This is a genomic window from Chitinophaga silvisoli (assembly GCF_003412465.1).
Taxonomy (GTDB): domain Bacteria; phylum Bacteroidota; class Bacteroidia; order Chitinophagales; family Chitinophagaceae; genus Chitinophaga; species Chitinophaga silvisoli.
This window is the reverse complement of the sequence record NZ_QTJV01000002.1, coordinates 165,769-177,906: the sequence shown is the minus strand read 5'-3', so window position 1 is coordinate 177,906 and position 12,138 is coordinate 165,769. Positions and strand designations below refer to the sequence as shown.

The 12,138-nt window shown below is 46.5% G+C and carries 12 protein-coding genes; 6 read left to right on the top strand and 6 right to left on the bottom strand.

Annotated elements, in window-relative coordinates:
• Positions 1-3: 3 nt before the first annotated feature.
• Entirely contained in the window at positions 4-366 is a 363-nt protein-coding gene (locus tag DXN04_RS06780; RefSeq protein WP_116852581.1) for a DUF7009 family protein, read from the bottom strand.
• A 57-nt stretch (positions 367-423) separates the two neighbouring features.
• Between DXN04_RS06780 and moaD the strand changes: the two genes are divergently transcribed.
• Positions 424-654 carry a molybdopterin converting factor subunit 1 gene (gene moaD / locus DXN04_RS06775; protein ID WP_116852580.1) on the top strand — a complete coding sequence of 77 codons (231 nt, stop codon included), beginning with the start codon at positions 424-426 and terminating at the stop codon, positions 652-654.
• An 11-nt stretch (positions 655-665) separates the two neighbouring features.
• Entirely contained in the window at positions 666-1,082 is a 417-nt protein-coding gene (locus DXN04_RS06770; protein WP_116852579.1) for a molybdenum cofactor biosynthesis protein MoaE, read from the top strand.
• Here DXN04_RS06770 and DXN04_RS06765 read toward each other — a convergent pair.
• Positions 1,057-1,635, bottom strand: coding sequence for an NTP transferase domain-containing protein (locus DXN04_RS06765; RefSeq protein ID WP_233525528.1), 579 nt, complete (start codon positions 1,633-1,635; stop codon positions 1,057-1,059). The two genes, DXN04_RS06770 and DXN04_RS06765, sit on opposite strands and share 26 nt — an antisense overlap.
• Positions 1,635-2,117, bottom strand: a complete 483-nt coding sequence (moaC, locus tag DXN04_RS06760; protein ID WP_116852577.1) for a cyclic pyranopterin monophosphate synthase MoaC — start codon at positions 2,115-2,117, stop codon at positions 1,635-1,637. Before moaC ends, DXN04_RS06765 begins: the two co-directional genes overlap by 1 nt.
• A 40-nt stretch (positions 2,118-2,157) precedes the next feature.
• On the opposite strand from moaC, the gene DXN04_RS06755 reads away from it, so the two are divergent.
• From DXN04_RS06755 to DXN04_RS06745, 3 genes are read left to right on the top strand one after another with little or no spacing between them, the layout of a single operon-like run.
• The gene (locus DXN04_RS06755; protein WP_116852576.1) at positions 2,158-3,363 is read left to right on the top strand and encodes a molybdopterin molybdotransferase MoeA; all 1,206 of its coding nucleotides are present in this window, start codon (positions 2,158-2,160) and stop codon (positions 3,361-3,363) included.
• A gap of 15 nt (positions 3,364-3,378) precedes the next feature.
• Positions 3,379-4,821: a DUF1800 domain-containing protein gene (locus DXN04_RS06750; RefSeq protein ID WP_233525527.1), complete on the top strand. Its 1,443-nt coding sequence runs from the start codon at positions 3,379-3,381 to the stop codon at positions 4,819-4,821.
• Between the two features lie 10 nt (positions 4,822-4,831).
• Positions 4,832-6,034, top strand: coding sequence for a DUF1501 domain-containing protein (locus DXN04_RS06745; protein WP_116852574.1), 1,203 nt, complete (start codon positions 4,832-4,834; stop codon positions 6,032-6,034).
• Here DXN04_RS06745 and DXN04_RS06740 read toward each other — a convergent pair.
• The 3 genes from DXN04_RS06740 to DXN04_RS06730 all read right to left on the bottom strand — a co-directional run bounded on the left by DXN04_RS06740 (position 6,031) and on the right by DXN04_RS06730 (position 10,544).
• Positions 6,031-6,534, bottom strand: coding sequence for a hypothetical protein (locus DXN04_RS06740; protein ID WP_116852573.1), 504 nt, complete (start codon positions 6,532-6,534; stop codon positions 6,031-6,033). The genes DXN04_RS06745 and DXN04_RS06740 overlap by 4 nt on opposite strands.
• A gap of 124 nt (positions 6,535-6,658) precedes the next feature.
• A complete protein-coding gene (locus DXN04_RS06735) occupies positions 6,659-8,713 on the bottom strand; it encodes an OPT family oligopeptide transporter (RefSeq protein WP_116852572.1) in 2,055 nt (684 codons plus the stop codon).
• Between the two features lie 136 nt (positions 8,714-8,849).
• Positions 8,850-10,544, bottom strand: a complete 1,695-nt coding sequence (locus DXN04_RS06730; RefSeq protein WP_116852571.1) for a peptide MFS transporter — start codon at positions 10,542-10,544, stop codon at positions 8,850-8,852.
• A 175-nt stretch (positions 10,545-10,719) separates the two neighbouring features.
• Between DXN04_RS06730 and purD the strand changes: the two genes are divergently transcribed.
• A complete protein-coding gene (gene purD, locus DXN04_RS06725; protein WP_116852570.1) occupies positions 10,720-11,997 on the top strand; it encodes a phosphoribosylamine--glycine ligase in 1,278 nt (425 codons plus the stop codon).
• Positions 11,998-12,138: the final 141 nt, after the last annotated feature.

Sequence of the window (12,138 nt, the reverse complement as noted above, 5' to 3'; positions counted from 1 at the left end):
ATCTTAGCAACGCTGAGCGGGATTCTCGAAAGCCTGGCTTTCGTCCTCATCTCTTTCGGTCAGACATTTAAAATCTTTTTCTATCAGCAGGTGCAATACAGATCCATCTGCATTTGGCAATTCATGTTTAAAACCTACCTGCTCAGTTGTGATCCAGGCAGCAACCTGTTCCACAGGCAGGAATAATTGTACACCATTTGGCTCCAGCTTAATAGCCGGAACGCCTGCCCTGGCGTGTATAGAAAAGTGCAGGGTACCAGCGCCAATCGTTGTAACTTCTGCTACCTGCTGCTGTTCCTGCAGGGTAGCGATATCAGCCTTATCCAACCGGTAGCGGATACTATTCCCGCGAATTCTTATTTTCATCCCGTAAAAAGTTTGACGTATGTAAATTACTACATTATCGTAGCTTTATCTATAACTATGCGTGTGTTATTATTTGGTATTGCAAAAGATATTGCGGGAACACCGGCTATCACCACTACGGCAGTTGCAGATGTAGCAGCCCTGAAAGAATGGCTGTATACACAATATCCTGCATTACGGCAACTAAGATCGCTGATGATAGCTGTGAACAAAGTATATGCAAACGATGAGCAATCATTACTGCCCGGTGATGAGATTGCCGTAATACCTCCCGTAAGCGGAGGCTGAAAAATGTAAGTATGAACGTCCTCGTAAAAATCGCAGCTGATATCAATGTGCAGGAGGCACTGAACTTTGTAGAATCACCGGATTGTGGTGGTGTAGTACTCTTTGTAGGTAATGTGCGCAATGAAACACAAGGGAGGAAAGTAGTGAAGTTATTCTTTGAATGCTACGAACCTATGGCCATTGCCGAAATGGAGAAAATCGCGCAACATACTATTGCTACAATGGGCATCAGCCGCATCGCCATCCTGCACATCACAGGTGAAAAATTTCCCGGCGAAACGGTTGTAGTCATTGCCGCTGCCGCTCCACACAGGGGTGTAGCCTTTGAAGCATGTGAATATGCCATCGATACGTTGAAACAAACAGTCCCTATCTGGAAAAAAGAATTCTTTGAAGATGGGGCTATCTGGGTAGCTGCGCATCCATAATCGTTTTCAGCGCTTCCTCTCTTTCCGAAGGTGTATTTGCATTAAACTGCTCTATCGCAAATGGATTTTCAATCAATGCGATATCCGCTTTCAGCAGGGTTTTGCGTGGGCAGCCTCTTTCCTCATCCAACCTTTTCAATCCCTTCGTTTCCCAAATCGTCATCAATGGTTCCGGTGATTGCCTGAAAGAACTGATGAAGGCAGTCGCTTCTTTGCTAACATCTCTTGAAGCTATCAGCAAGGATAAACTTTGTGCACTGACTAAAGGCAGATCACAGGCCAGCACCAGCCAGGCCCTCTCCGGAAATGCCTTGTATGCACTCAGGATCCCTGTAGCCGGACCAGCATCGCCTACACTATCAGTGATCACAGTTAACTCCGTATTTAATTGCTGATCTTCACGACAGGATAGAAATACCTGCTCTGTTAGTGGTGCCAGTAACTGCGCTAAATATTGCCATTGCGGCAAACCATGGTAATTCAGCTGGCTCTTATCCTGCTGCATGCGCAGGCTTCGCCCGCCACATAATATCAATCCATATAAAGCTGACATCAGAAATCGCGTTTACCGCCTGTTTTGCTGATTAATTTTGTTTGCCTGATCTCCATTTCATGAGAGAATGCCTTGCACATATCATAGATGGTCAAAGCTGCAATGCTGGCCCCCGTCAATGCTTCCATCTCCACACCTGTTCTGCCCGTGGTTTTGATCGTACATCTCACCACAGCCTCTTCTCCTTCCAGTTCAATATCTACCTTACAACCGTCCAGCAATAATGTATGACAAAGCGGAATCAGATCTGGCGTTTTTTTTGCAGCCATGATCCCAGCCAGGATCGCTGTCTGAAACACTGCTCCTTTTGCCGTATGAATATCCGATCCACTGAATTGTTGCCGGATGATCGCCGGCAAAAAGACCCTGCTTTCCGCTACCGCCATTCTTTCTGTCACCATTTTACCGCTTACATCTACCATGGTTGGTTGATCGGCTGCATTCAGGTGAGAAAAACCTTGTTTACTTGAATCATTGCTCATAATAGAATAAATTTACAAAGAAAGCTGTTAACATATGCTAATGGATGTCATAGCTGCCTATGCTGCCGTCATGGGAGTAGCCAGAGACTTCGGCATGGAGCAGGTACCATTTACTGCCGCTACAGGAAGAGTCCTGCGCGAACCCGTATTATCCGATCGTGATTTCCCTCCTTACGACCGCGTTACGATGGATGGGATTGCCATCAATTTCGAAACCTATGCCAAAGGGCAAATCGTATTTGGCGTAGAAGACATTCAGGCCGCAGGTATGCCGCGTAAACAACTTGGTAGCATGGCCGATTGTATAGAAGTGATGACTGGTGCTATCCTTCCGGAACTAACAGATACCGTGATCCAGTATGAACATCTTGAAGTTTCGGAGCATGATGGCTTTCGCCGCTTTACCATCAAAGCGGGTGTAGAACAGGGCCAACATATTCACCGTCAGGGTGCCGATGCTGCCGCAGGTCAGGTATTGATCGCAGCAGGTACCCGTATTTCTGCTGCGGAAACAGGGGTACTGGCATCCGTTGGCAAAACGATGGTCAGCGTAAGCCGTCTGCCCAAAGTGGCCATCATCACCACCGGCGATGAGCTGGTACCTGTATCAGAAACTCCTGACATCCACCAGGTACGTACTTCCAACTCTTATACACTCGCCGCTGCATTGCAGGCTGAACTGGGTATTCAAGCCTCCTGCTATCATGTCAGCGATGATTTAACAGCAATACAACAGTTATTAGGATCGTTATTAGACCAGGACGTATTAATTTGCACAGGAGCCGTTTCCGCAGGTAAATACGATCATCTGCCGCAGGCATTGGAAGAGCTGGGCATGCAGCTGGTATTTCATAAAGTACAACAGCGCCCCGGCAAACCCTTCCTGTTCGGCCATTTTGAAAATGGCCCGGTCGTATTTGCATTGCCCGGTAACCCGGTTTCCGGGTTCATGTGTTGTTATCGATATGTGCTGCCATGGCTCAAGGCATCTTTGCAAATTACTGCTGCACCTGAGCCATATGCCGTGCTGGGTACCGATGTCCACTTCAAACCACCATTGACCTATTTCATGCCTGTGCGTTTGCACCCTGTAGCCGGTGGTCAGCTCATTGCCTTGCCACCTCCCTATCACGGTTCCGGAGATCTGGCAGCTTTATTGCAGGCAGATGGATTTCTGGAATTGCCATCAGAAAAGGAAATCTTTGAGAAAGGTAGTAGTTATCCCGTGTGGAGATTCAGATCCTGATCTAAAAATAAAACTATGGTCCCTGAGAAATTACAGATGCAGCACCTTGCCTGGAGGGCTGGCTTTGGAGAACGCTATCCCGTAATAGCTGATTGGACCCACAAGCGCCGTAAACAAATTGTAAGCAAGATCCTCATTGGTCCTGCTAAAGATGAGACTACGCCAATTAAGATCATTGACCAGTCCGACCTTCCTGACTACAGGAAGAAAAAAGACCTGGACGCGGAAACCCGCAAGATGGTGCAGCAAATGAATACACAGGGCATCAAAGACCTGAACGTATCCTGGGTAGACGAAATGGTGCGCAGCGCACATCCCCTCCGTGAAAAAATGGCCCTCTTCTGGCATGGACATTTTGCCTGCCGCACACAGAATGTGCTCTTCAACCAGCAATTGCTGGATGTGATCAGGATCAATGCCCTGGGCAATTTCGGCGACTTACTTACCGCCGTTTCCAAGACACCTGCCATGTTACAGTTCCTGAATAATCAGCAAAATAAAAAAGCACATCCCAACGAAAACTTCGCCCGCGAAGTAATGGAACTCTTCACCATGGGACGTGGTAACTATACTGAAAAGGATATCAAAGAAGCCGCCAGAGCCTTTACCGGTTGGGCATTTGATGAAGATGGCAATTTTGTATTCAAAGAAAAGACACATGATGAAGGTGTGAAAAACCTACTCGGCAAACAAGGCAATTTCAATGGCGACGATGTATTGAAAATACTCCTGGAGAAAAAGGCGACCGCACAATTCATCACGGCTAAAGTGTATAAATTCTTTGTGGACGAAGAAACACCCGACACTGAAAAAATCAACACACTCGCTGATAAATTCTATAACTCCGGATACGACATCAAAGAACTGATGCGCAACATCTTCATGGCGGACTGGTTCTACGATAGTCAACTCATCGGCACTCATATCAAATCACCGATAGAATTACTCGTCGGTTTTCGCAGGACAATCCCTGTTGATTTTGAAAGGGAAGAAGTGATGATCTCTTTTCAACAAGTTCTTGGGCAGACTTTATTCTACCCGCCAAACGTAGCAGGGTGGCCCGGTGGTCGCAACTGGATAGATAGTTCTAGCCTCATGTACCGTATGCAGTTGCCCTCCATGATCCTCTATGAAAAGGATTTCAATATCCAACCCAAAGAGATCACTCCTGAAATGGGAATGGGTAGTTACAAAGTCACACAACAGGTAAACGAGGCAGCAAAAAAACAATACGCAAAAAAGATAAAAGGCGTAATTCACTGGGATGATTACCTGCAGGATTACAAAGATGTAACGCGCGATGAACTGGCTGCTACCATTGCCAACACACTCCTGCAAAACAGTAAAAATGTAAGCAGACAAATCCTGGAAAACTATGCTGACATCACATCCAGGGAGCAATTCATAAAGACAGTCACCATCGCTGTGATGAGTACACCCGAATATCAATTGTGTTAAAACTTATTGTATGTTAATATTAAACAGACGGCGTTTTTTACAGGCGGGTTCACTGGCCTCGGCATCCTTGTTCGTGCCGAAGTTCCTGAAGGCATTGGAGAATCCTACAGCTGCCATGGTGCCGCCGGGCAATAAGGTGCTTGTGATTATCCAGTTGTCCGGTGGTAATGATGGCCTTAATACCGTGATTCCATATCGCAATGATATCTACTATAAACTTCGTCCCAGCTTAGGTATACAAAGAGAAAAGGCACTGTCTCTCACCGACGAAACAGGGCTGCATCCTGCGATGGTAGGTATGAAAGCATTGTACGATGACGGGGGAATGGGCATCCTGCAAAACGTAGGCTATCCTAATCCCGATCGCTCCCATTTTCGCTCCATGGATATCTGGCAATCTGCCAGTACTTCATCCGACTACTGGGGCAATGGCTGGGTAGGCCGCTACCTGGATGCGCAATGCAGGGATTGCGATAAACCCGTGCAGGGACTGGAAATAGATGATACGCTCAGTCTCGCCATGAAGGGTGAATTTCAAAAAGGACTCGCCTTCAATGACCCCGGCAGATTAAGCAGTGGTATGAATGCAGGACTTTACCGTGACCTGATGCACCAGCACCGTGATGAGGAGCCAAATGTAGATTACCTGTACAAAACACTGGGATCTACATTGTCATCAGCCAATTACATCCAGCAGCAATTTAAAACATACGATACTAAAGAAAATTACCCTTCCACACATCTTGGTAAGAGTCTGCGTACGATTTCAAAACTCATCATGTCCGACATCAGTACCAAAGTATACTATGTTTCTCATGGCAGTTTTGATACCCACGTCAATCAACAGGCGCAGCAACAAAACCTGTTCAAACAACTGGATGATGCCGTAACAGTATTTACGCGGGACCTGAAGAACAATAACCGTTTCCAGGATGTGGTAGTCATGACCTTCTCTGAATTTGGCAGAAGAGTGGCGCAGAATGCCAGCAATGGTACAGACCATGGCACGGCAAATAACATGTTCCTGATCGGTGGCGGGTTAAAACAACAAGGCTTACTGAATGAAGGTCCTGACCTGCTGAACCTGAAAGACGGAGACCTGCAATATAAAGTCGATTTCAAGCGTGTATATGCCACACTGCTCAACAAATGGTTGGGTGCAGATGACAAGACGATCTTAAAACAACACTACGATTATTTATCTTTTATTTAGAGTGTATCTCTCACATAAACTGCCCTGAGATAACCTTTTTCCATTGGTTTGGGAGAGATGGTGCCGGTGGTATCAATCAGCTCACCATCAAAGGTGGCTTCGATCAGCGTATCAATAACGCTGGTAATATGAAAGTTCAGGGTACCATAGTTGTAATTCGCCTGCAGATTGTAGTCAAGACCTGCAAAACCCAGGCGAAAGCCATTGCCCTGGATAGTAGAAGAGTAATCACCGGTTCGGATCGTTTCTGATTCAGAGATCAGGGAGATCTTCACCGTTTCACCATGATTGCCGGTAGCGAGAATATTGAGAACGGGGTAATCATTCGTAGCGTCATCGTCAGTGAGATTAGCTGGAGAAAGCACAGCAGTGGGGTTTTCAGCAATTACAATCAGACTGTCTACCTGGAAGGAGGTAAATTTTCTGATGGGTTCGTTATCATCGTGCTTGCAGGCGCTAATCAACAACAGAACTCCGGCTATGGCAAATAATGGGCGCATGTGATTTTGGGTTTATATAGCTAACGAAAATGTAAGGGTCTAATTGTCAATCGATAACTAAAAATAAATAAAAAAGCGTTTTTGACCATCGGCCAAAAACGCTTTTTATATTTTAATAGAAACTTTACGCCTCTTTATTCCTTGTCGCGATGCGATACAGCACCCATCCCATGAAGATAAATCCTACTACTCCAAGTATATAATACCCTTCTTCACCCAATGAGCCAGAGAGTGCATTCTCCATATTCATCGCATTCAGGGCATTAGCAGTACTATTGAAACCTGCGAGGATCGCAATGATTACCCCAGCGACGGCCCCACCGGCTACCAGGCCGGTAGCAAACAGATTACCTTTGCCCAGCTCCTCTTCTTCAGCGGAAACTTTAATATTCTTCTTCTTGTTTTTCATTTCTACCAAACCACGAATCGCACCACCAATGGCAATTGGTAAGGTGGTAGATAATGGCAGGTAAGCACCTACTGCGAAAGACAATGATTTAATACCACAGAGCTCCATTACGATAGACAGGAATACACCTACCAGTACGAACTGCCAGTCAAGGTTCTTAGACAAGATACCCTTAGCCAGTGTCGCCATCAGTGTACCCTGTGGAGCAGGGAAATAAGTACTACCAATAGCGTGATCAGTAACTCCATTCGCAATCATGACAGCAGTGGGCTTATCGAGGAATTTAACAGTCAGACCAATGACGATAGAAGACACGATCGCACCAATGAAGAGTGATAATTGCTGGTACATAGGCGTAGCACCTACAATGTAACCCGACTTCAGATCCTGCGATGTACCACCTGCATTTGCAGCAGCGATACAGATCATACCACCTACTACCAGTGCCATTGGTTCATAAAGTTTACCACTCCAACCCACAGCGATAAATACCAGACAGGTACCCATCAGGGTAGCGATGGTCATACCTGAAATAGGGTTGTTGGAAGAACCGATCAAACCTACGATACGGCTGGATACAGTTACGAAAAATGCACCAAATATTACTACCAGCAAACCTACCAGCAGTTTCTGGCCAATAGACTGACCCGGCAGCTGAGGCAGGAATGCCATCAGGATGATCAGGGCAATGCTACCGAACAATACCAGTTTTACATTCAGGTCTCTTTCAGTACGTGGTACTTCCGCATTGCTAGTTGCAGCACCTTCACCCTTCTTCAGAGACCCCAGGCTACCTTTGAAAGAAGATATAATAGTAGGAATTGTTTTGATCAGGGTAATGAAACCACCGGCAGCTACAGCGCCAGCACCTATCTGACGTACATAGGCAAAGTAGATAGCGGCAGAGTAATCAGTGAAAGTGTGTGTAGTTGGGTTCCAGTTTCCTTTGCCACCAGGCGTAGCGAGATCAGCCAGGTAACCCAGTTTTACCAGTTGGGTAGCAATCAGGTCACCGGGCAGCAAACTTGCCAGCAAGGGAATCAGTACCAGCCAGGACAATACACCACCCGCTACCAGTACACCGGCAATGCGGGGGCCAATGATATAACCTACACCCAGGTATTCAGGCGTAATGTCAGCACTTATTTTGGCAGATGGGAAGAACTTATTGACCTGTTTGGTCATATAGGCAGGTGTTTCCGAAATAACATGGAAAACCTTTTGGAACAGTGCATACACCACTGCGAAGCCCAGGCCATAGAAAGCAGTTTTAGCAAAGTCACCCCCTTTTTCACCTGCTATCAGTACATCACCACAGGCAGTACCTTCAGGGTAAGGCAGGGTGTCATGCTCTTTCACAATCAGTGAGCGGCGAAGGGGAATCATCATCAGGGTACCCAGGATGCCACCAAAGATGGCGAGAATAAGGATCGTGATGTAATTAAAATACTGGTCACCATTCTTGTCAGACAGGAACAAAAAGCCCGGTAACGTAAATACCACACCTGCAGCAATAGATTCACCAGCTGAACCGGTGGTCTGGATAATATTGTTTTCCAGAATAGTGGTTTTGAAGAATCTCCGGCCAAGCGTAATAGCAATAACGGCAATCGGAATAGACGCGGAAACCGTTAAACCCGCTTTCAGTGCAAGATACACCGTTGCGGCACCGAATATAATACCAAACATGCAGCCCAGTAAAATGGACTTGACCGTAAATTCCTTCATCTTCACCTCTGGTGAGACAAAAGGCTTAAAATTATCTGCCATAGTAAGTGTTGGTGGGTATAGTTAGATTTTGTTCGGGGGGCAATATAGCATTATATGCCCTTTTATCCATAAAAAAACGCTTCTGCCGGCCGACAGAAGCGTTTTTTCCACAAAAGTGGACCTATTTTTTAAATCTTTAAATCCCGCCAGTCTTCTCTTTCACAACACCGGCAATCCATTTGCTGATCATCATCATGACCACAAAGGCAATTGCTGCAGCTACGGTCAGAATCATGAAGTATACTTTCTTGTCAATAAAGCTATCCCAGAAAGTACCCATCATACCAGCTACCTTACCGGCAATGGAGTTCACCAGGTACCAGCCACCCATCATCAGCGCGGTGAGGCGTGGAGGTGACAGTTTGGATACCATTGATAACCCGATCGGGCTTACGAGGATTTCACCCACGGTGAAGATGGCGTAAGTTCCTACCAGGAAGGCCATAGAGCTCTTATCCACGTATACATTCGTCATTGCCGCGGCAAAAATCATCAGCAGGGAAGATAAACCGGCAATAAAGATCCCCATTGCCACCTTTACAGGAGTCGTTGGTTCCTTGCCTCTCTTCGCCAGCCATCCGAACAATCCGAGGACTAAGAGTGTGAATAACACAATGAATCCCGGGTTGGCAGATTGGAAAATCTCTGTAGAAATCAGTTTCATTTTCCCGCTGGCAGGCCATTTATCCCTGGGCAGATTCTGGAAGTAAGGATCCGGACCCTGTACGGTAATCGTATTACCCTGGCCATCAGTCACTGCACGGAATTGTGCATCGATTTGTGTTACAGGATGTGGATCAGTGGTTACTGTTTGCAGCATCCCCATTGGTTTGGCGATCTTTTCCACAGCTGGAGACATAGAGCGGTCAGTATACTGATCTGCCCAGATAGTAAGACCTGTACTGTTCTGGTTGTAGATCACCCAGAACACGATTGCTACCACAAAGAAAGCCAGCAGGGCACCCAGGCCGCGCTTATCTTCCTTATTAGCAGTGGTATACAAACGGATATAAAATATAATAATCGGTACACAGGCAAACATGAATGCATCGATGGAGGAGGTACCGAATAAAGGATGTCCAATGAATTTGTGCATGAAATAACCGAGTACGGCAGCGAGAAAAGCAGGCAGCAATACGAGCCCGAGGATCCTGCTCATCGGCATATCATCTTTCTGTACAGGCTTGCGGATATCACCTTCGGCAATCACATTGGATTTGACAATGAAGATGATTAACCCAATCAGCATACCTACACCGGCAGCAGCGAAGGCATAGCCCCATCCCAGTGAGTTACGGAGGTAGGCAGCAACGAAATTGCAGATGAAGGCCCCGATATTCACACCCATGTAAAAGATGTTGTAGGCAATGTCTTTCTTAGGTTTCAGGTCTTCCCTGTTGTAGATGTTACCCAGAATGGTACCTATATTAGGTTTGAAGAAGCCATTCCCGATAATGATCAGGGTCAGGGCAATGTACATCGCTAATTCTCCTGGAAAAGCCAATGTAAAATAACCGGCTGCCAGGAGGGTGCCCCCCAGGATGACCGCTTTGCGATAGCCGAGATACCTGTCGGCCATTAAGCCCCCGATGAACGGCGAGAGGTAAACCAATGCAATGTAGGTACCCACGAGGTCAGAAGCATGGCTGTTAGAAAAGCCTTTACCGCCATTGGCAGTAGGATCTATCAGGTATAGGAAAAAGATCCCAATCATCAGGTAATACCCGAAGCGCTCCCACATCTCAGTAAAAAAAAGAACATAAAGGCCTTTATGATGGCCGCCATTCTGTTTTGGTGTAATTACAGGCTGCTCAACAGCAGTTTGAGTCATAATTGGTCAGTTTTGTTGATAAGTAAGTCCTATGAATGCGGCAAGATAAATAAATTAGGCTTTTTATCTAGAAAAATGGTGTTTTTGGTTAAATTTTGGCCTTTCTTTGCAAAAAATTTGGAAGAACGGGGCAGAAATGGCTGAATTCGCTCAAATTACACACTGAACATACAATATGAAGATTTTACTATTAGGAAGTGGTGGCCGGGAACACGCCCTGGCCTGGAAAATGACTCAAAGCACTTTATGCGAGCAGTTGTTCATCGCCCCCGGGAATGCCGGTACTGCCCAACATGGACAGAATGTAGACATCGCGGTGTCCGACTTTGAAAAGATAAAGGCTTTTTGTCTTGAAAACGCCATTACCCTGGTAGTACCTGGTTCTGAGGAACCACTGGTAAAAGGGATCTACGATTTCTTCCAGCAGGACGAAGCGCTGAAACACATCCCTGTTATGGGGCCTTCTGCATATGCCGCTCAACTGGAGGGCAGCAAGGCATTTGCGAAGCAGTTCATGAGCCGTCACAATATTCCAACTGCCGCCTACAGGGAGTTTGACGAAAGTACCTATGAAGAAGGGGTAGCTTACCTGCGTCAGCACACCACACCAATCGTACTCAAGGCCGATGGCCTGGCTGCCGGTAAGGGTGTAGTGATCCTGGAAGACCGCGAAGCTGCGGTGACTGAGTTCACCCAGATGATCCGCGAGGCGAAGTTTGGTGATGCCAGCAAAAAAGTTGTCGTGGAACAATTCCTTTCTGGCATAGAATTATCTGTATTTGTGCTCACGGATGGCAAAAGCTACCAGCTGCTGCCTTCCGCGAAAGACTATAAACGTATTGGCGAAGGCGATACCGGCCTGAATACCGGTGGTATGGGAGCTGTATCCCCTGTTCCATTTGCTGACAAAGTATTCATGGATCAGGTGATCGAACAGGTTGTCAAACCTACGGTAGACGGGTTGGCCAAAGAGAATATAGTTTACAACGGCTTTATTTTCTTTGGATTGATCAACGTAGATGGTGCTCCATTTGTGATAGAATACAACTGTCGTATGGGAGATCCTGAAACTGAGGTGGTGATGCCACGCCTGCAAAATGACCTGCTGGAGCTGTTTCAGTCAGTGATAGACGGTAAACTGTCTGCACAAAAAATTTACGAGGATAGCCGCGTAGCCACCACAGTAATGCTGGTAGCCGGGGGGTATCCGGAAGCATATGAGAAGGGTAAGGTCATTACCAATATTCCTGCCCCTACGCAGGATCAGCTGGTATTCCAGGCAGGTACAAAGGCATCCGGTGGTGAGATCCTCACCAATGGGGGCCGGGTACTCACCATCACTTCACTGGCTTCTGATCTGGGTATTGCGTTGTCGCATAGCCGGCAAACCGCAGAATCTATTGATTTTGAAGGCAAATATTACAGGAGGGATATTGGATTCGAGTTCGTGTAAGCCCAGCAGGAGGTGGCCTGTGGCTATGCAGGCACCGCTACTGTCGCATAACTCATTCATTCATAGAGAGCAATACCATACTAACAAACGAGGGATCGTTTAAGCGTTTTCGAGAGTCATTACTATACCGGCAAACAAGTT